The organism is Pseudomonas sp. F8002 (assembly GCF_013385495.1).
Classification (GTDB): domain Bacteria; phylum Pseudomonadota; class Gammaproteobacteria; order Pseudomonadales; family Pseudomonadaceae; genus Aquipseudomonas.
The window spans coordinates 71,700-91,796 of sequence record NZ_JACAPW010000019.1; the positions used below are offsets into that span (position 1 = coordinate 71,700).

General features: G+C 60.6%; 18 protein-coding genes and 1 pseudogene. 7 read left to right on the top strand and 12 right to left on the bottom strand.

All coding sequences use genetic code 11. The features are described from left to right. Nucleotides 1-35: 35 nt before the first annotated feature. Nucleotides 36-1,349 (top strand): hypothetical protein, encoded by a 1,314-nt coding sequence (locus tag HX811_RS16570; RefSeq protein WP_177046597.1) that lies wholly within the window; start codon nt 36-38, stop codon nt 1,347-1,349. Here the strand turns inward: HX811_RS16570 and HX811_RS32250 are convergent. After that, a pseudogene (locus HX811_RS32250) lies at nt 1,347-1,445 on the bottom strand (outer membrane lipoprotein carrier protein LolA); the annotation flags it as partial. The gene HX811_RS16570 and the pseudogene HX811_RS32250 overlap by 3 nt on opposite strands. 71 nt (nt 1,446-1,516) lie before the next feature. Further along, entirely contained in the window at nt 1,517-2,845 is a 1,329-nt protein-coding gene (locus HX811_RS16575; RefSeq protein ID WP_102369255.1) for a sigma-54 dependent transcriptional regulator, read from the bottom strand. A 343-nt stretch (nt 2,846-3,188) separates the two neighbouring features. Here HX811_RS16575 and HX811_RS16580 point away from each other — a divergent pair, with 343 nt between their 5' ends. Then, nucleotides 3,189-3,449, top strand: a complete 261-nt coding sequence (locus tag HX811_RS16580) for a hypothetical protein (protein ID WP_003217933.1) — start codon at nt 3,189-3,191, stop codon at nt 3,447-3,449. A gap of 137 nt (nt 3,450-3,586) precedes the next feature. On the opposite strand, the gene HX811_RS16585 is transcribed toward HX811_RS16580, so the two are convergent. The 3 genes from HX811_RS16585 to gnd are packed head-to-tail and all read right to left on the bottom strand — an operon-like array spanning nt 3,587 to nt 6,935. Then, on the bottom strand, nt 3,587-4,411 hold the full coding sequence (locus HX811_RS16585) for an HAD family hydrolase (RefSeq protein ID WP_177046598.1): 825 nt from the start codon (nt 4,409-4,411) through the stop codon (nt 3,587-3,589). Next, nucleotides 4,408-5,931, bottom strand: coding sequence for a glucose-6-phosphate dehydrogenase (gene zwf / locus HX811_RS16590; protein ID WP_003217928.1), 1,524 nt, complete (start codon nt 5,929-5,931; stop codon nt 4,408-4,410). Before zwf ends, HX811_RS16585 begins: the two co-directional genes overlap by 4 nt. Continuing rightward, nucleotides 5,928-6,935, bottom strand: coding sequence for a phosphogluconate dehydrogenase (NAD(+)-dependent, decarboxylating) (gene gnd, locus HX811_RS16595; protein WP_256579633.1), 1,008 nt, complete (start codon nt 6,933-6,935; stop codon nt 5,928-5,930). Before gnd ends, zwf begins: the two co-directional genes overlap by 4 nt. A 244-nt stretch (nt 6,936-7,179) precedes the next feature. Between gnd and HX811_RS16600 the strand changes: the two genes are divergently transcribed. The 4 genes from HX811_RS16600 to HX811_RS16615 all read left to right on the top strand — a co-directional run bounded on the left by HX811_RS16600 (nt 7,180) and on the right by HX811_RS16615 (nt 12,022). After that, on the top strand, nt 7,180-7,356 hold the full coding sequence (locus HX811_RS16600) for a DUF6026 family protein (RefSeq protein WP_177046542.1): 177 nt from the start codon (nt 7,180-7,182) through the stop codon (nt 7,354-7,356). A gap of 155 nt (nt 7,357-7,511) precedes the next feature. After that, nucleotides 7,512-9,251 (top strand): phosphoethanolamine transferase CptA, encoded by a 1,740-nt coding sequence (locus HX811_RS16605; protein ID WP_177046599.1) that lies wholly within the window; start codon nt 7,512-7,514, stop codon nt 9,249-9,251. A 155-nt stretch (nt 9,252-9,406) separates the two neighbouring features. Then, nucleotides 9,407-11,656, top strand: a complete 2,250-nt coding sequence (locus HX811_RS16610; protein WP_177029464.1) for a TonB-dependent siderophore receptor — start codon at nt 9,407-9,409, stop codon at nt 11,654-11,656. A 150-nt stretch (nt 11,657-11,806) separates the two neighbouring features. After that, nucleotides 11,807-12,022, top strand: a complete 216-nt coding sequence (locus tag HX811_RS16615; RefSeq protein WP_087694368.1) for a hypothetical protein — start codon at nt 11,807-11,809, stop codon at nt 12,020-12,022. Between the two features lie 98 nt (nt 12,023-12,120). On the opposite strand, the gene HX811_RS16620 is transcribed toward HX811_RS16615, so the two are convergent. From HX811_RS16620 to HX811_RS16635, 4 genes are all read right to left on the bottom strand, one after another. Continuing rightward, nucleotides 12,121-12,612, bottom strand: a complete 492-nt coding sequence (locus tag HX811_RS16620) for a GNAT family N-acetyltransferase (RefSeq protein ID WP_008432012.1) — start codon at nt 12,610-12,612, stop codon at nt 12,121-12,123. 91 nt (nt 12,613-12,703) lie between these two features. Then, nucleotides 12,704-13,837, bottom strand: coding sequence for a cell division protein ZapE (zapE, locus tag HX811_RS16625; protein WP_177046600.1), 1,134 nt, complete (start codon nt 13,835-13,837; stop codon nt 12,704-12,706). 22 nt (nt 13,838-13,859) lie between these two features. Then, complete coding sequence (locus HX811_RS16630; RefSeq protein WP_008432007.1) at nt 13,860-14,201, bottom strand: nuclear transport factor 2 family protein; 342 nt, start codon at nt 14,199-14,201, stop codon at nt 13,860-13,862. Between the two features lie 52 nt (nt 14,202-14,253). Then, nucleotides 14,254-14,970 (bottom strand): YafY family protein, encoded by a 717-nt coding sequence (locus HX811_RS16635; RefSeq protein ID WP_177046601.1) that lies wholly within the window; start codon nt 14,968-14,970, stop codon nt 14,254-14,256. Nucleotides 14,971-15,152: 182 nt separating this feature from the next. On the opposite strand from HX811_RS16635, the gene HX811_RS16640 reads away from it, so the two are divergent. Then, nucleotides 15,153-16,208 carry an aldo/keto reductase gene (locus HX811_RS16640; RefSeq protein ID WP_102369259.1) on the top strand — a complete coding sequence of 352 codons (1,056 nt, stop codon included), beginning with the start codon at nt 15,153-15,155 and terminating at the stop codon, nt 16,206-16,208. Nucleotides 16,209-16,329: 121 nt separating this feature from the next. Here HX811_RS16640 and pepN read toward each other — a convergent pair whose 3' ends face one another. From pepN to HX811_RS16655, 3 genes are read right to left on the bottom strand one after another with little or no spacing between them, the layout of a single operon-like run. Next, on the bottom strand, nt 16,330-18,987 hold the full coding sequence (gene pepN, locus HX811_RS16645) for an aminopeptidase N (RefSeq protein WP_177046602.1): 2,658 nt from the start codon (nt 18,985-18,987) through the stop codon (nt 16,330-16,332). A 13-nt stretch (nt 18,988-19,000) separates the two neighbouring features. Further along, a complete protein-coding gene (locus HX811_RS16650; protein WP_003217902.1) occupies nt 19,001-19,831 on the bottom strand; it encodes a DUF2797 domain-containing protein in 831 nt (276 codons plus the stop codon). After that, nucleotides 19,828-20,088, bottom strand: coding sequence for a YeaC family protein (locus HX811_RS16655; RefSeq protein WP_003217900.1), 261 nt, complete (start codon nt 20,086-20,088; stop codon nt 19,828-19,830). The genes HX811_RS16650 and HX811_RS16655 overlap by 4 nt, the downstream gene beginning before the upstream one ends. Nucleotides 20,089-20,097: the final 9 nt, after the last annotated feature.

Here is a 20,097-nt window from a genome sequence, read left to right on the forward strand (position 1 = left end):
CGACACTTGCGCATTAGAAAGGGACGGCTTATTCCATGCATCGATCGCTATCGTTACGTGCCGTAATTTGTTTAAGCACGCTCCTGCCCGCATCCATGTTGTATGCCGCGCCGGACACCGACATCGACACATTGAAAAAGGAACTGCTGGAACTCAAGCAACGCTACGAAGTGCAGCAAAAAGCACTGGCGGTGCTGGAACAACGGGTACGCCAGGTTGAAGAACAGCCGGCGACCCCGCCCCCCAAACGCCTGGCCAAATCCCCGGCAGACTTCCAGAAAGGCGGCACCACGGTGGCCGGAAACACCCCCGGCGTCGGTGCGGCTGCCGCCTCGGGCGGTGCAGGCGGCGGCGCATCCTACGGGCAGTCGCTCAAGGACGACTCGGCCCCGGCACAGAGTGTGAGCAACCTGTACAACGAGGCGAGCGGTTTCTTCGGCGACGGAAAATTCAGTTTTGAAACCGGTATTACCTATGCTCGTTACGATGCCCGTCAGTTAACCCTCAACGGCTTTTTGGCGTTGGACTCGATCTTCCTGGGCAATATCAACCTGGACCGGATCAAGGCCGACAACTGGACGCTGGACTTGACGGGGCGCTACAACCTCGACAACCGCTGGCAATTCGATGTGAACGTACCGGTGGTTTATCGTGAATCGACTTATCAATCCGGTGGTGCCAATGGTGGTGCCGGTACGGCGACGTCAGAGGAGTCGGTCAGTCGTGACCCGACGATTGGCGACGTCAACTTCGGCGTGGCCTATAAATTCCTCGACGAAACGGCCAGCCTTCCGGATGCCGTGGTATCGCTGCGAGTCAAGGCGCCTACCGGTAAAGAACCATTTGGTATCAAGTTGGTACGTTCACCCAACAACACCAACCTTTACGTGCCGGAAAACCTGCCCACCGGCAACGGCGTCTGGTCGATTACGCCGGGCATCTCCCTGGTCAAGACTTTCGACCCGGCGGTGCTGTTTGGCTCGCTGTCCTACACCCACAACTTCGAAGACTCATTTGACGACATCAGTTCCACGGTCAATGAAAAAGTCGGCGGTAAAGTGCGTCTGGGAGACAGCTTCCAGATCGGCGTCGGCGTGGCCTTTGCGCTCAACGAGAAGATGAGTATGTCGTTTTCGGTCTCCGACCTGATCCAACGCAAGAGCAAGCTGAAGCCGGACGGCGGCGACTGGCAGTCGGTGGTGTCCAGCGACGCCAACGCCGGCTACTTCAACGTCGGCATGACGATTGCGGCAACCGACAACCTGACGATCGTACCGAACCTGGCCATCGGCATGACGGATGATGCGCCGGACTTTACCTTCAGCCTGAAATTCCCGTACTACTTCTAAACAGAACACGGTAGGAGCGAGCTTGCTCGCGAAAAACCTGAGAGCGACGCGGGGCACCCTAAACCCCGCGTTATCGTTAACGAATTTCGCGAGCACGCGCGCTGCTACAGACAAGGAAAAGCCCCGCAACGATAAGGGTCGTTGCGGGGCTTTTCGGTTTACCCGCCCTAGCGGATCTGGTGTTTGTGCAGCAACCGGTAGAACGTCGGCCGGGAAACCCCCAGCACACGCGCCGCGACACTCAGGTTGTCGCTGTGCCGGTTGAGCACATCGCACAGTGCCTGGCGTTCGGCACGGTGCTTGTAATCCTCCAGTGTAGCCATCGGCAGCGCGATTGCCTGCTGGCTCTGCAATCCCAGATCAACGGCTTCGATTTGCCGCCCTTCCGCCAGTACCAGGCCCCGCCGCACGCGGTTGGCCAACTCGCGCACATTGCCCGGCCAGCCGTGCTCGCCCATGGCCACCAGTGCGTCTTCACTGAAGCTGCGGGGACGGCGGCCGGTTTCCTGGCTGTAGAAGTGTGAAAAATGGTTGGCCAGCATCGCCACGTCACCGTGGCGCTCGCGCAACGGCGCGGTGACCACTTGCAGGACGTTGAGCCGGTAATACAAGTCTTCGCGAAAAGTGCCCTTTGCCACCGCGGCTTCCAGGTCGACGTGGGTGGCCGCCAACACGCGTACATCCACCGCAATCGGCTGGCTGCCGCCGACTCGCTCGATCTGTTTTTCCTGGAGAAAACGCAGCAGGTTGGCTTGCAGCTCCATGGGCAAGTCGCCGATCTCATCGAGAAACAGGGTGCCGCCGTGCGCCGCCTCGATCCGCCCCACCTTGCGCTGGTGGGCACCGGTGAAGGCGCCCTTCTCATGGCCAAACAGTTCGGACTGGATCAGGTGTTCGGGAATCGCCCCGCAATTGATCGCCACAAACGGCTTGGCATGGCGCTGGGATTGGCGATGCAAGGTACGCGCGACCAATTCCTTGCCGGTGCCGCTGTCGCCACGGATCAACACCGGGGATTCAGTGGGCGCCAGCTTGGCGAGCAGCTTGCGCAATTCCCGGATGGGACGGCTGTCCCCCAGCAACTCGTGTTCCGGCTGGCCCGCAGGCGCGTTGTTGCCCTTGCCCCGCAGGCGCGCCATGCCGAAGGCGCGGCCCAGGGTGACCTGCACCCGTGACACATCAAACGGCAAGGTATGGAAGTCGAAGAACCACTCACAGACAAAATCGCCGACATTCTGCAGGCGCAGCACTTCCTGGTTAAGCACCGCAATCCACTCGGTGCCGCTGCGGCTGATCAGCTCCTTGACCGCTTCGGGTCGCTCCAGGTGAAACGGCTGCAGGCGCAACAAACCCACGTCACAGGAGCGCTCCCCCACCGACTCGAGGGCGCAGCTGTCCACGTCCCACCCCGCTGCGCGCAAACCGGGCAATAGCCGGTGGCAGTCATCACAGGGATCGACCACAAGCAGGCGGCGCGGGGCAGGTGTAACAACCATGACTATTCCTTGGCGTCAAAATCGTTAAAGTTATTTAAAAACAGCCATTTGCAAAGTCTGTTGGTAACCCTAGCAAGATCTTGACGCGGCCTTTGTACCGATTCGCTATAAGTTGCGAACGAACCGGGTCTTTTGCGTCAGTCGGGTGCGGTCAATTGCCGCGGCGTAACTTTCATGAGGCTTTCAAAATAGCCCCTTACATGACTTTAATCAGGGAAAGTTAAAAAATCTTCTTCTAACATGTGACCCGCACCCGGTGATCGTGCATCAGTACAAGTAACCAGTCGTTAGGCACGCCCAACCAACGGCTTCCACTTGAATGGGCATTTAGAGAGAAGACCCCATGAACGCCCCGCTCCGCATCAACGAAGCTCTTTTGATCGCAGACCGCGCCTTCCAGCCCTTTCAATGTGTGGCCTGGCACGATGGCAACGGCGCCCTGAGCCTGAGCGTCATCGACCGCACCAATACCCGTATCGGTAGCAAGCAGCTGTCTTCCAGCACTTATACCGACCCGGCACAGCTTGAGAACTTGCTGTTGCAGGCCCGTGCCGAACTCGACAAAGATGGCTACCAGTTGCAATCCTGGGCAATGCCCAAGTAACTGAAGCGTGCGTGAGACGGCACCCGAAAGTGTGCCGCCCGGCTGCGCAATATATTGACCCGCACTAACTCAAGTGGACAGTCAGCCATGCAAGTTGCAACTTTGCATAGCTGACTACTTATTAGTGTGGTTATCGATCAATAGGCCGAGAGAATAAACCGCTCGATGGCTTCCGCCGCACCATCATCGACATTGCTGCCGGTCACGACGCTGGCCTGGCGCTTGACCACCTCTTCTGCCTGGCCCATGGCAATCGACAACCCCGCCACATGAAACATCGCCGGGTCATTGCCGCCATCACCGATGGCTGCGGTCTGTTGCAGTGGCACACCGAGGTGCGCCGCAAGGGTTCTCAATGCTTCACCCTTGTTGGCCTTCATGGCGGTGACATCCAGGAACACCGGCTGCGAACGCGACACCTGGGCCAATCCCTCGACCCTGGGCTGCAACTGCGCCTCAAGCTCGATCAGCAGCTGGGTATTGGTACTGGCCGCAACAATCTTGTCGACCCGATCCAGATACGGCTCGAAGCTCTCCACCACGATCGCCCCATAGCCCAGGCCGTGCTCCTCGCGAACCGCCATCGGTCCGCCGGGATCGCGACGCAGCCAATCGCCGTCGGCAAACAGCCAGACTTCAACGTCCGGCTGCGGCGTAAACAAGGCCAACGCCACCAGCGCCGCTTCTGCCGGCAAGTGATGCGCCACCAGAATACTGCCGTCGGGATTGACCAGCGTGCCGCCGTTGAAGCCGGCAATCGGCACATCGATGCCCAGCGCTTCGACCTGCTGACGCATGGCCTTGGGAGGTCGCCCGCTGGCCAGGCTGAAAAACACCCCGGCCGCGCGCAAGGCGCGAACCGTATCAATGGTGCGCTGGCTGAGGCTGTGATCCGGATGCAACAACGTGCCGTCCATATCACTCAACACAAAACGGATGGGTTGACTCGGCAAGTCACTCATCCGAGGCTGTGCCAGGTACGGCCATCGCGGGCCAGCAACGCATCAGCCGCCGCCGGGCCGTCCTCACCCGCCTTGTAGGCCTGGATGCCGTCATCCTGCTTCCACGCATCGAGAAAAGGCTGCACTGCACGCCAGCCGTTCTCGATGTTGTCGGCGCGCTGGAACAAGGTCTGGTCGCCGGTCATGCAGTCGTAGATCAGGGTTTCGTAACCTGTCGACGGCTGCATCTCGAAGAAGTCCTTGTAGGCAAACCCGAGCTCCACGTTGGCCATGTCCAGGGTCGGCCCGGGCTTTTTCGCCAGCAGGTCGAACCACATGCCTTCATTCGGCTGGATCTGGATCTTCAGGTACGTCGGCTTGAGTTCATCGACCTCGGTATCACGGAACTGCGCGTAAGGCGCCGGCTTGAAGCAGATGATGATCTCGGTGTCGCGGATGCTCATGCGCTTGCCGGTGCGCAGGTAAAACGGCACACCCACCCAACGCCAGTTGTCGATCAGCACCTTGAGGGCAACGAAGGTCTCGGTGCTGCTGTCTGGCGCAACGTTGGCCTCTTCGCGGTAACCCGGCAGTTGCTTGCCGCCGACCTCACCCGAGGTGTACTGGCCACGCACCGAGTTGGCCCGTGCGTCTTCCAGCGACCAGGGCCGGATGGCCCCGATCACCTTGGCCTTCTCGCCCCGCACTGCGTCGGCGCCAAAGGCAGCCGGCGGTTCCATGGCGACCATCGCCAGCAACTGGAACAGGTGATTGGGCACCATGTCCCGCAGGGTGCCGGTGTGTTCGAAGAAGCTGCCACGGGTTTCCACGCCGACGGTTTCGGCGGCGGTGATTTGTACGTGGTCAATGTAGTGATTGTTCCAGAACGCCTCGAACAGCACATTGGAAAAACGGCTGATGAGGATGTTCTGGACGGTTTCCTTACCCAGATAATGGTCGATGCGGTAGATCTGCTTTTCGCTCATCACCTTGAGCAGGCAGGCGTTCAGCGCTTCGGCGGTGGCGAGGTCGGAGCCGAACGGCTTTTCGATCACCACCCGGCGGAACGCCTCCGGGGTTTCTTCCAGCAAGCCGGCCGCGCCGAGGCGCTGCACCACTTCGGCGAAGAAACGCGGCGCAGTGGCGAGGTAAAACACCGCGTTGCCAGTACCGCTGTCGGCAATTTTCTTGCCGATATCGGCGTAGGTGCCGTCATCGAGGAAATCACCCTCGACGTAGCTGATGCCTTTGGCCAACTGTTCCCACAATGCAGGGTCCAGGGCGTTCTCGGCATTGCCCTTGACCTTGCTGGCGGCCTCGGTGCGAATGAAGTCCTCGAGCTTCTTGGCGAAATCGGCGTCGCTGATGGCGTTGTGATCAACGCCGACAATGCGCAAGCCATCGCCCAGCAGCCCGTCGCGGCTGAGGTTGTACAGCGCCGGCATGAGCAGGCGCTTGACCAGGTCACCGTGGGCACCAAACAGAAACAGTGTGGTGGGCGGAGCGGGTTCGGCCTTGGGTTTCTTGCCGTTGGCGGTCATTTTTTGGGAGTCTCCACATGGCCGCCAAAGCCGAAGCGCATGGCAGAAAGCATTTTGTCACCGTAGGTACTTTGCTGGCGCGAGCGGAAGCGTGCGAACAGCGAGTTCGACAGCACCGGAACCGGTACCGATTGTTCCATGGCGGCCTCGATAGTCCAGCGGCCTTCGCCACTGTCGGCGACCGAGCCGGAATACCCGTCGAGCTTCGGATCGGTGGCCAGGGCGTCGGCAGTCAGGTCCAGCAGCCAGGACGACACCACGCTGCCGCGGCGCCAGACTTCGGCGATATCGGCAACATTCAGGTCGAAGCGCTGGTCTTGCGGCAGGTTCTCCGAATTCTTGGTCTTGAGGATGTCGAAACCTTCGGCGAAGGCCTGCATCATCCCGTACTCGATGCCGTTGTGGATCATCTTGACGAAGTGCCCGGAACCGGCAGGCCCTGCGTGGATATAGCCGCGCTCGGCACGGCTGTCCGCTGCGGCGGAACGGTCCTTGGTACGCGGGATGGTGCCCAGGCCCGGTGCCAGGCTTTCGAAGATCGGGTCCAGCAGCTTAACGGTCTCGGCGTCGCCGCCGATCATCATGCAGTAGCCACGCTCCAGGCCCCAGACGCCGCCGGAGGTGCCGACGTCGACATAGTGCAGGCCTTTTTCCGACAGGGCCTTGGCCCGACGGATGTCATCCTTATAGAAGGTGTTGCCGCCGTCGATGATCACATCACCGTCTTCCAGCAGCTGGCTCAGTTCTTCAATGGTGTTTTCGGTCGGGTCGCCTGCCGGCAGCATCACCCAGATCGCTCGGGGCTTTTGCAGCCCGGCCACCAGGCCTGCCAGGTCAGCAACGCCCGTGGCGCCCTCGCCTGCCAGACCTTTTACGAATGCTTCATTGCGGTCGTAAACCACGGTGGTATGCCCATTGAGCATCAGGCGCCGCGCAATGTTGCCACCCATGCGGCCTAGTCCAATAATCCCCAGTTGCATGTGCTGATGCTCCTTACTACGAATAAATGTGTGTCACAGTTTATAGCGCAATGAGGCTAATGAGGGTTAGTCCAGAGCGGATTGGCATAGTTTCATGACAAAAAGTGGCCATCCTTTCGCCTTCAGTGGGTTAAAAGTCACAACGACCATCAAAAATAAAAAAGTTCCCTTCGTTAAAAAAAGAATTCAGAATTGCCCCGACTGTTGCCGAGAGCCTCGATTCAAGCGCTCTGGCACCGCGATAGACCGGCTATTTGCGAGGTAAGCAATGAGCACTGCACACATGACCCGTCCGCCACAGACCCTCTACGTCACCATTCGCCGCGATGAATTGCGTCAGTTGAAAGACGAGCGCGACCAACTGCAGCAGGAAGTCATGCGTCTGCGCTCGCACCTGCAGGGCCAGCTCAATCAGCCGTCCGGCACCCAGCCCGCACTTTGCTGAACGTGGGCTGAACGAACCGTTCAGGAATAACTCACGAAGTTTTCACATCCCCCTCCCGATACTCCCGCCGAATAGGGCCGCGCTACGCGCGCAGGCCCTCTGTTTGCGTGCGTCCCTGCGCGTTGACACTGAAAATTATCGGGTTGGAGCGCTGGATGGCGATGTTCAAACGCAGCACTACGTCTGCGAAAGGTTTTGATTGGGCCGGCCTCGGCTGGATGTTTCTGTTCTTCTGGTATTTCTCGGGCATTACCCAACTGCTGATCCAACTGACCGGCACCTCCGGCTTCAGTGGTTTCCGCCAGGCATTCTTCATGAGCGCCCTGTGGCTGGCGCCGATGCTGTTGTTCCCGCGTCGCGCGCGCCTGGTGGCGGGGTTGATTGGCGTGGTGCTGTGGGCCTGTTCCATGGCCAGCCTGGGTTATTTCTTCATCTACCAGCAGGAATTCTCTCAAAGCGTCATCTTCATCATGTTCGAGTCGAACATCTCTGAAGCCGGCGAATACGCCACCCAATACTTTGCCTGGTGGATCGTGCTGGCGTTCATTGCCCACACCGCCATGGCCGTTTTCCTGTGGACCCGCGTGCGCCCGGTGTACCTGCCACGTGGCCAGGCCATGCTGGCGGCTGCCGCAATCGTGATTGCCATCGTCGGCTACCCGCTGGTCAAGCAGATCGCCAAGAGCGAGACCATGGAACTGGCCATCGACCGCTTCGAAACCCGTATAGAGCCGGCAGTGCCATGGCAGATGATCGTGGCCTACCGCCGCTACACCGAACAACTGGATAACATGCAAGGCATGCTGACCAGCGCCAGCAAGATCCCGCCCCTGACCAACCTCAAGGACAGCATGGCCGGCCAGCCGTCGACCCTGGTGCTGGTGATCGGCGAGTCCACCAACCGTCAGCGCATGAGCCTGTATGGCTACCCGCGCAACACCACGCCGGAACTGGACAAGCTGCGGGACCAACTGGCGGTGTTCGACAACGTCATTACCCCGCGCCCGTACACCATCGAGGCGCTGCAACAGGTGCTGACCTTCGCTGACGAAGAAAACCCGGACCTGTACCTCAAGACCCCGTCCATCGTCAGCGTGATGAAGCAGGCCGGCTACAAGACCTTCTGGATCACCAACCAGCAGACCATGACCAAGCGCAACACCATGCTCACGACCTTTTCCGAACAGGCCGACGAGCAGGTGTACCTGAACAACAACCGCAACCAGAATGCGCGCCAGTATGACGGCGACGTGCTGGAGCCATTTGCCAAGGCCATGTCCGACACTGCCGAACGCAAATTCATCGTGGTGCACCTGCTGGGTACCCACATGAGCTACCAGTACCGCTACCCGCCGACCTTCGACAAGTTCACCGACCGCCAGGGCGTGCCTGACGGGGTCAGCGACGCACAGTTGCCGACCTACAACAGCTACGACAATGCGGTGCTGTACAACGATTTCGTGGTGTCGAGCCTGATCAAGGACTACGCCAAGACCGATCCGAACGGTTTCCTGCTGTACCTTTCCGACCACGGCGAAGACGTGTTCGATTCGGCCGGCCACAACACCCTGGGCCGCAACGAAGGCAAGCCGACGGCACCGATGTACACCATTCCGTTCATGGCGTACGCATCACCCAAGTGGCGTGAAAGCCATGACTGGAGTTTTGCCGGTGACTTGCAGCGCCCTTACACCAGCTCGCAGTTGATCCATACCTGGGCCGACATGGCCGGGTTGAGCTTCGACGAACTGGACCACAGCAAGAGCCTGGTCAGTGACAGCTTCAAGCCTCGGCCACGGATGATTGGCGACCCGTATGCACGCCAGCAAAAACCGCTGATTGATTTCAGCCTGATCAAGCCCAAGCCAGACGCCGTCAACGTGGTCGTCAAGTAGCTTGAATCGCCCGGGTTTCATCCGCGCAATGCGGTGAAACCCGATGTGGCTGTAACGTAAAGATAATAATTATTCTCGTTTAGCGCTAAAGTTCCCCGCCTCCTTTCGTCTTTGAGCCAATGGCATTTTTCATAGACGACAAGGAGTTCGCCGCGATGTTCGCGCCTATTACCCGTTCCATGACCTTGACCCTGGGCCTCTTCAGCGTGGTGCTGAGCCCGGACCTGCTGGCCGAAAACGACCCCGACCAGGAATCCCAAGCGCCGGCCAAAGCCCTGGAACTGGGCAGCACCAGCATCACCGCCGAAGGCCTTGGCGCCAACACCGAACACACCGGCGCCTACACCACAGGCTCAATGGGCACCGCCACCCGGCTGAACCTGTCCATCAAGGAAACCCCGCAGTCGGTCTCGGTGATTACCCGCCAGCAAATGGACGACTTCAACCTCAACACCCTGACCGAAGTGATGCGCCAGACCACCGGCGTGGTGGTGCAGCACCTGGACTCCGACCGGGTCGGCTATTCCTCGCGCGGCTACGGCATCACCAACTTCCAGATTGACGGCATGCTCAACACCTTCGGCCGCATGAAGTCTGATGCCGACACCATCATCTACGACCGGGTCGAAGTGGTCCGCGGCGCCACCGGCCTGACCACCGGCGCCGGCGACCCCTCGGCCACGGTCAACATGGTGCGCAAACGCCCGACCGCACAGTGGCAGGCCAAGACAGGCGTCAGTGGCGGCTCCCACGACAATTACTACAGCTACCTGGACGTTGGCGGCCCCCTGGCATTTGACGGGCGCCTGCGCGGCCGTACGGTGCTTGCCTACCGGGACAGCCAGTCCTATCGCGACAACTACGCGCTGCAACGGGAAGTCGGCTACGGCATCCTCGAAGGCGACCTGACCGACGATACGGTGCTGGCGGTGGGCTTCGATTACCAGAACAAGCATGTGCAGGGCACCGCGTGGGGCACCTTGCCCTACTGGAACAGCGACGGCAGCAAAGCCAGGCTGCCCCGCTCCGCCAACATCGCGGCCCACTGGAGTTCCTGGCCGCTGAAAGATGAAACCACCTTCGCTACCCTCGACCACCGCCTGGCGGGTGACTGGCACCTGAAGGCCGCCTATACCCACCGTGAAAGCGACACCGACGGCAAGGTCTATTACGGCGGCTCAGGCTTCCCGAATGCCGACCGCAGCGGCATGACCGCCTGGACCAGCCACATGCTCGGCACCTCGAAAATGGACGTGGTCGACTTGAACCTGTCCGGGTCCTATGCCCTGCTGGGTCGTGAGCACGAATTGATGGTGGGTTACGGCGAGTCCGAGCAGCGTGACGCTTCGCCACACCTGCGCAGCGGTACGGTGCCGAAGGACTACACCAGCATCGACGATTGGAAACACATGGGCGGGATCGGCAAATTCCCCGACACCAACACCGGCCTCAAGGGCGAACAAGGCAGCACCCGCCAAAAGGCCGGCTACCTGGCCACCCGCCTGAGCCTGACCGATCGCCTGCATGCGGTATTGGGCAGCCGCTACGGCAGCTGGGAGATCGAGAGCACCACCTACAACTACAACAGGGACACTGACCAGTTCCTCGGTACGTCAAAATCCAGCCAGACCCACAACGACATGTGGACACCCTACGCCGGCCTGCTCTACGACCTGACCCCGGAGTACACCGTCTACGCCAGCTACACCGATATCTTCAACCCGCAGGAAGAACGCAACGCCGGCAAGCAATACCTGGAGCCGGTGGTAGGCAGCAACTATGAGGTGGGTATCAAGGGCAGCCTGCTGGAAGAGCGCCTGAACCTGGCAGCCGCGTACTTCTGGAGCAAACAGGACAACGTCGCGGAACTGGACAGTTTGACCCCACCGGATCCGGAGACCGGCGAGCAGTTCTTCACATCCGGCGGCAAAGGCAACAAGGTTCAGGGTTTCGAGGTAGAGGTGTCCGGAGAGGTGCGCCCCGACTGGAACCTGACCGCCGGATACACCTACACCCACTCCCTGAACGGGGACAAGCAGCGCAATAACACCCACCTGCCGCTGAACCTGCTGCGCGTGTCCACGGCCTACCGCCTGCCCGGCGAATGGCACGCGCTGACGGTCGGCGGCGCGGTGAATTGGCAAAGTGACTTCTACGACTTCGCCTATCGCCCGGTTGGCCGGGACACCAATGGAGCCCTGATCAGGGAGCGCACCCGGATCACCCAGCAGGCCTATACCGTGGTCAACCTGATGTCGCGCTATGAGTTCGATGACCACTTGTCGGCGTCACTTAATATCAACAACCTATTTGATAAAAAATATTACGAGCGCGTCGGCTTCTATAACGGCGTGTATTGGGGAGACCCGCGTTCTATCAGCGTTGCACTGGACTGGAAGCTCTGAATTCATCGCTGCTAAAGATTGGAAGTTAACGAAATCGTTAACTTTCGGTCAGCGCGAGGTTAACCCTTACTTAATATCATTGGCCCACAGTCTCCCCATCCCGCCGCTGATGACAACGCGCGGACCCAACACACTTACTGAGACACTGCCATGAAATTTTCGACTGTTATCCTTGCCGGCCTGATGACCATGACTTCCGTAGCCGCCTTTGCAGAAGGCGGCTCAGAGCGTTCGAAGGAGTTCTACAACAACTTCACCTTCGTTCAGCAACAGACTCACGGTGCTGCCCAGCAAACCGCAATGGCTGACGGCAAGACCGAAAAGCCGGCAACGGCCGACCAAACTACCAACACACCGAACAGCTGATTTACCCGCAATACCTGTGCTATTCCGCTCTGATAGCCAAGGTCAATTTGGCGCCACTTGCTGGCGCCTTTTTTTGCCTTTAATTAAATAAACATTAATTAAAGCGGCTTGCTCCAGAACAACATCCGGCCATGTTGCGGATCAAATACCGAATCATCAAACCCAAACTTTCGATACGCCGACTGCGCCACGGCGTTGCCTTCAAGCACCTCGAGGGTGATCTTGCAGCAACCGCGCTGGCGAGCAATTTCCTCGACCTTTTGCAGCATCTTCTGACTCAGCCCCAGGCCACGGAATTGATCCATCACCACCACGTCGTGCACGTTGACCAGCGGGCGGCAGGCAAAGGTGGAAAACCCTTCAAAGCAGTTCACCAGGCCGGCCGGCGTACCGCCGACAAAGGCCAGCACACTGAACGCGTGGGCACGCTTGGCCAGCTCTGCCGGCAGTTGCTGCAAGCGGTCGGCCGGCAGGCTGTGGCCACCGCCCATGGGGTCTTCGGCGTAATGATTGAGCACCAGGCCAATGGCCTCGGCGTGTACCGGATTGGTGTAGCTGGCTTGCAGCACCAGGATGTCTGCGCTGTCCATTTCCTTCCTCGTTAACGGTGCGACAGGGACTCGGTCCCCATAAAAGGGCTCGATTGTAAGCGTGGTGCAGGCATTAGATGAAGGAGATTAACTACATTTGCCCGCGTGAAAGCGCGCCAGGCTCGCCAAACCGTGCCAGTTGCATCTCCTGCAGGCGGCTCAGGGTGCGGCGGAATGGAAACTCCAGGTAACCCTCGGTGTAGAGGCTTTCCAGCGGCACCCGGGCCTCGATGTACAGCGGCACCTTGCGGTCGTAGCACTCGTCCACCAGCGCGATGAAACGCCGGACGCTGTCGTCATGCACCGACAGTTCCGGCAGTTCCCGGTCCCCGGCGTCCACCCGTTCGGCAGCGTCTTCGGTGCCACGGGCGATTCGTCCCGGGCGCTTTTGCGCGCTGAGGTTGGGCACCTCGCCGAGCAAAATGGCCTTGAACCGATCACACAGCAGCATGAAATCCATCGCCGCCAACGGCTGCTCACACAGGTCGGCGTAGCGACACCACAGCACGGTTTCACTGGACTGCACTGCCACGATGGAGCGGTAGCCGACCGCAACCGGGGCGCTGCTCACTGCCTGCCCGGCGCTCAACTGGCGAAACACCTCGGCCAACGCGTCGGGCTGGTCGACCCAGTAACGCTGCAGTGCGGTGCCCGGGTGCAGCCGATGATCTTCCCCGCCATCGACTGCCACCACCCGCATATGCTGTTTGATCGCCTCGATTCCCGGCAGGAAACGATCCCGGTTGAAACCGTCGGCGTACAGCTGGTCCGGTGGCTGGTTGGACGTGCAGACCATCACCACGCCTTCCTCGAACATCACCTGGAACAGCCGGCCGAGGATGATGGCGTCACCAATGTCGTTGACGAACAACTCATCGAAACACAGCACCCGCACTTCCCGGCTCAGTTCGCGGGCCAGGGCCTGCAAGGGATCGTGGGTGCCCGTGAGCTGGAATGAACGCTGGTGCACCCAGCCCATGAAGTGATGAAAATGCTGGCGCCGCGCTGGCACTCCCAGGCTTTGGTAGAACTGGTCCATCAGCCAGGTCTTGCCCCGGCCGACCGGGCCCCACAGGTACACCCCGGTGATGGGCCCATGGCCGTGGTGCAAGGCCTGATGGCAGTCCTGCAGGGCTTGCACCGCTTCACGCTGGGCGTCGTCGGGGACAAAACCCTGTTCGGTGATGGCGTGCTGGTAGGCGGCGAGTGGCGAGTCGAAAGTCATGCCCGGCAGTATGCCATGACGGCTACAGGGAAATATCCAAACGGGCAATCTTGCCGTGTTCATTGAGGCGGAAGGTATAGCGCAGCTCCAGCGGGCTGCCGGGAAAGCTGCCGGTGATCAGGTTGCTGACCAGCACCTTGCCCGTGCGGTGCTGCACATTCAGCACCTGGACCCTGGGCTGGTAACGGCGCCCGGTGTCTTCCATCCAGCGGGCGATGGCGGCGGTACCGACCCGGTGCTCGCCTTCGTCGAACACGTTGGCATCTTCGGCGAAACAGTCGGCCACCAGCGAGGTGTCGCCGGCATTCGCCGCGGCAATGTAGGTTGCAATCGCCGGGGCCAGTTCAGGGGTGGGTTGGGACATGGTGACAGCTCCTTTTTAGTGATTTATGGAGCCATCCTAAAGCAGCGTTGTGTCAGTTCTTGTCAGGAGTGAACGGCCCGGATTCGTTCTGTTCCATCAGCTTGCGCCAGCCCCGCAACCAATCGCTGCGGCGCCCCGGATACCGTTCACCTTGCAGGCGCGCGGCGGCCACTCGGTCGGTGCGGAAGGTGCGATAGGACCCACGCAATTCACACCACGCGACGATCACCCGCACTTCGTTCAGAAAACCCAGGGCCAGGGGCCAGATCAGGCGCTGGCTGGCGGTCTGGCTGGCATCGGCGTAGTCGATATGCAGTTTGGCCTGGCCGCGAATGGCCTCGCGGAACACATTCAACGGCACGCGATTTTCCGGGTAGCCGAAGCCTGGCGGGCCCGGCAACACCGTCGGATTGCGCAAGGCTTCCTGGGCAGCCGGGTCAAGCACGTCGGCGATCTTTGCAAGCGCATTGGCCGCCGCCTGGCTCAGTACGTCATCACCGCGCTGGTCGACATACCGCAAGCCCAGCACGATGGCTTCGGTCTCGTCGGCATTGAGCATCAGCGGCGGCAGGAACAGGCCCGCACGCAGCACATAGCCCACGCCCGCCTCGCCGTAGATCGGTGCGCCCAACGCGGTCAGTTCGGCGATATCGCGGTACAGCGTGCGCTCGGAAATCTCCAGTTCTGCCGCCAGCACGGCGGCCGTCACCGGGCGCTTTTTGCCCCGCAGGACTTGCAACAAGGTCAACAGACGACTGGTACGCGACACGTTGATCATGCTCGAAAAAGAAAGGTGGCGCAGCTTAGCAGAGGCCTCCGTCAGAAAGTGTCAGGAGCAGGCACCCTTCCCTTCAGCCGCCAAAAAAGCCCCTTGACGAAATATATGACTCGCATCATATTTAATAGATGTTGGGAAACATTTAAACTAACCACAGCGTCAGGAGTTTCGGTATGCGCAATAAAGTATTTGGCCGTCGCAGCGGCCTGCGGGTTTCAGAGCTGGCCCTGGGTACCGCCAATTTCGGCACAGGTTGGGGCCACGGCGCCGAGCGCGAAGAGTCCAAGCGAATCTACGACGGCTATCTGGAGGCCGGCGGAAACTTCCTCGATACTGCCAACGGCTACCAGTTCGGCCAATCGGAAGTGCTGCTCGGCGAGTTCATTGCCTCGGAACGCGACCGCTTGGTGATCGCCAGCAAATACACCCTGCGCACCCAGCCTCAAGACGAAGGCACCCTCAAGCTTGGCAACAACCGCAAGAACATGGTGCGCGCCGTCGAAGAAAGCCTGAAACGCTTGAACACCGACCACATCGACCTGTTCTGGGCGCATATCAGCGACAACGTCACGCCGATGGAAGAGATCCTGCGGGGGTTTGATGACCTGGTGCGGGCCGGCAAGATCCACTACGCCGGGCTGTCCAACTTCCCCGCCTGGCGCATTGCCCGCGCCGACCTGCTCGCTGAAGTGCGCGGCTTTGCACCGCTGGTAGCGATCCAGACCGAATACAGCCTGGCCGAACGCACCGCTGACCGCGAGCTGCTGCCCATGGCCGAGGCCCTGGGCCTGGCCGCGACTTTATGGTCACCGCTGGGGGGTGGTTTTCTGACCGGGAAGTACCGCAACAGCCAGGACGATACCCGCGCCAGCAAGCTGGGGATTTTGGTCCACGCTGAAAAAAGCGCACGGGAAACGGCAGTGCTCGACACCCTGCTGGCGGTTGCCGGTGAACTGGACGCCACGCCGACTCACATCGCCATCGCCTGGCTGCGGGAAAAGGCCCGTCGTTCTACCACCGCGCTGATCCCGATCCTGGGGCCGCGTACCCGCGAACAACTGGACGGCACCCTGGGCGCGTTGAGTGTGCAACTCTCGGCCGAGCAAGTGGCCCGTCTGGATGCTGCCAGCGCGATACCGCTAGGCGTGCCTCACGAGATGATCGCGGAGCGCTTCCCACGTTATACGGACGATGATGCACAAGACCTGCGCTGGCCGCCGGTTATCTAAGACTCGTTGTGGCGAGGGAGCTTGCTCCCGCTGGGCTGCGTAGCGGCCCCAAAATCCTGGGAGCGCTGCGCACTCCAGCGGGAGCAAGCTCCCTCGCCACAGATGCAGTACTCAGCCTCAGTTACGCGAGGCTTTTGCTCACCACTTCAAACACATCGCTGGACAGCTCGCCCGAAGCGCGAATCCGCTCCAGCTCGCCTTTCATCAGCGCCTGCCGCGCGCTGTCGTACTTGCGCCAGCGGGTCAACGGCGCCAATTGCCGCGAAGCAATCTGTGGGTTGAAGCCATTCAACTGGATCACCAGGTCCGCCAGGAACCGATAACCCGAACCATCCGCCGCGTGGAAGTTGATCAGGTTCTGCCCGGCAAACGCGCCCACCAGTGCCCGCACCTTGTTCGGGTTCTTGATGTTGAACGCAGGGTGCTGCATCAACGTCTTGACCCGCTCCAGCGCGCCCGGCAAACCATTGCCCGCCTGTACGCTGAACCACTGGTCCATGACCAGCGGGTTGTCCTTGAAGTTCTCGGCAAACACCGCCAGCGCCTTGGCTTTCTCTTCTTCGAACGGCGAGTTGACCAACACCGCCAGGGCCGTCAGGCGCTCGGTCATGTTGTCGCACGCGTCGAACTGTTCAAGGGTCGCCGCCAGCACTTCCGGCTTGCCGCTGAGCATCAGGTACGACAGCGCAATGTTCTGCAAGGCGCGACGGGCAAAGTGTTCCGCCTCGGCCACGTACGGGGTTTTCTTCGACAGGTCGCGATTGACCTGGTAACGCAGCCACAGGCCTTCGAACAGGTTGTCGGCCAACTGCTTGCGAGCAAACTCGCGGGCCGCGTGGATGGCGTCGACATCTGCCACTTCGCTGATTTCGGTCAGGTAGGCTTCGCTCGGCAGCGAGAGCATCTCGGCGACCATCGCCTGGTCCAGGCTTTCGTCGCTCAATACGCTGCGCAGTGCAGTGATCAGGCGTTGATCCAGCACCAGCGCCTTGCCCTGCTGATGTTGGGCGATCAGCTCCTGCAACACCTGCACCGACAGCTGCTGGCCGGCGTCCCAGCGATTGAAGCCATCGCTGTCGTGCTGCATCAGGAACATCAGTTGGTCGCGGTTATACGGGAAGCTCAGCTTCACCGGCGCTGAGAAGCCACGCAGCAGCGACGGCAGCGGGTGCTCGGCGATGTCGACAAAGGTGAAGGTCTGTTCGGCTTCGGTCACCGAGATCACGCGGGACGTGGCGCCGGCAGCGGTTTCACCGGCCAGGCGCAAGGCGATGCCCGCGCCCTTCCCGTCCAGCAGGCCCAGCTCAACCGGAATCACGAACGGCAGTTTTTCCACCTTGTCCGGGGTTTCCGGGCAGCTTTGACGGAAGGTCAGGCTGTAGGTTTTAGCCACCGGGTCGTAGGACTCGCTCACCGCCAGGCGTGGCGTACCGGCCTGGCTGTACCAGCGCTTGAACTGGGTCAGGTCAGCGCCGTTGGCGTCTTCCATGGCCTTGATGAAGTCATCGCAGGTCACAGCCTGGCCGTCGTGGCGTTCGAAGTACAGGTCGCTGCCTTTGCGGAACCCTTCGGCGCCAAGCAAGGTTTGGATCATACGGACGACTTCCGAGCCCTTTTCGTACACGGTCAGGGTGTAGAAGTTGGAGATCTCGATAAAGCCGTCCGGACGTACCGCGTGGGCCATGGGACCGGCATCTTCGGCGAACTGGTGAGTGCGCAGATAAGCCACGTCCTGGATGCGCTTGACGGTGGCCGAGTTCATGTCGGCAGAGAACTGCGAATCACGGAACACCGTGAAGCCTTCCTTCAGCGACAGCTGGAACCAGTCGCGGCAGGTCACGCGGTTGCCCGACCAGTTGTGGAAGTATTCGTGGGCAACGATCGCCTCGACTCGCTGGTGCGCGGCGTCGGTGGCGGTTTCGGCACGGGCCAGCACGGCGCTGGAGTTGAAGATGTTGAGGCCCTTGTTTTCCATGGCGCCCATGTTGAAGTCGTTGACCGCGACGATCATGAAAATGTCGAGGTCGTACTCACGGCCATAGACTTCCTCGTCCCAGCGCATGGATTTCTTCAGGCTGTTCATGGCGTGCTGGCACTTGTCGATGTTTTCCGGCTCGACATAGATACGCAGCGCCACGGTGCGCTCGGTCATGGTGGTGAAGGTGTCTTCGACACACCACAAATCACCGGCCACCAGTGCAAACAGGTACGCCGGCTTCTTGAACGGATCTTCCCAGGTCGCCCAGTGCCGGCCGTCTTCGCCAGGGCCGGAAGCAATCGGGTTGCCGTTGGACAGCAACACCGGGTAGCTGTGTTGCTCGGCGATCACCGTGGTGGTGAACACGCTCATCACGTCCGGACGGTCGAGGTAATAGGTGATCTTGCGGAAACCCTCGGCCTCGCATTGGGTGCAGAACATGCCGCTGGATTTGTACAGGCCTTCCAGGGCGGTGTTGGTTTCCGGGTGGATCTTCACCGTGGTGTCGAGGGTGAAGGTCGCGCTGGTGGGGTGCACGGTCAGGTGGCTGTCGCTCAACTGGTAGTCGGCGTCGGTCAGTTCCTGGTCGGCCAGGTTCACCGACAGCAGCTCCAGCTGCTGCCCGTCCAGTACCAGCGGCGGCAGGCCGGCGCCGCGCTGGGGGTTGCGGCGCATCACCAGCTGCGCGTGGACCAGGCTATGGTCCTCGAACAACTCGAAGGTCAGGTGCGTCTCGTCGATCAGGTAGTCCGGCGCCTGATAGTCCTTCAGGTAAATCATCTTCGGCTGTTCGGTGCGCATGTCTGTCGTCCTTCTACTGATGCACGGCGAGCTGGTAGGCCGTGTATTTACGAATGTTGATCACGCCGGTATCGAAGATCAGGTATTGGCCCTTGATCCCCATCAGCGTGCCTTCGGCAATCGGGTTCTTGTCCAGGTTGAAGCTGACGATCTTGGTCGGATACTGCTCGATCGGGTAGCGGATTTCGATCGGTTCGATGTCGGTCACCGGTTGGATGGCCTGCAGGCCAAAGCGTTCCTGCAAACCGAGCATGCCTTCGGCACAGCTGGCGAACAGTTCGTCGCGCACCTGCGCAAGGTCGACGGCCTGGGCATCGCCCTTGAGCAGCGCGCGCCAGTTGGTCTTGTCGGCCACCTGGCTGCGGAACAGGTCTTCGACGAAGCCCGACTGCTGGCGCGTGGCAACGCGCATGATCGGCAGCGCCTGGCTGGCGCCCTGGTCGAGCCAGCGGGTCGGCAGCTGGCTGGCGCGGGTGATGCCGACCTTGATCCCCGACGAGTTCGCCAGGTACACCACGTGGTCGGTCATGCAGAATTTTTCACCCCAGGCCGGATCGCGGCAGGTGCCGGCGTCGTAATGGCAGCGCTCGGGGCTCATGATGCACAGGTCGCACTGGGCCAGTTTGGTCATGCACGGGTAGCAGTAACCCTGGCTGAAACTGGTCTTGGTCTTGCGACCGCAATGGGTGCAATGGATCGCACCGAGGTATTCCAGGCGCACGGTAGTGCCGATCAATGGATTGACCGGCACCTCGGTGTCGCCCAGGCGAAACGCGTATTGAACGGTCGGCTCACCCAACTGCGCCGACATCTTGCTGACTGCACCACGGCCAATCTCAATCAATGGATGGCATCCGACTTGAACAGGATGTTCGGCACCGGCGCCGACTTCGAGGCGCATTCCTGCGGGCCCATGTAGCCGGTGCGCTGGTCTTCCGGCAGGTTCTGCAGTTCCCAGGCGATCACCGCCTGCAACGACAGTTCACGCTGCTCGGCGGTGAGCTTGCGGCCATCGGACCATTTGCCGATTTCCACGGCGAGCTTGAGGCTCTCGTAGATGTCCGGGGTGATGTTTTCGATCATTTCGACAAAAGAGGACATAAGACTCTT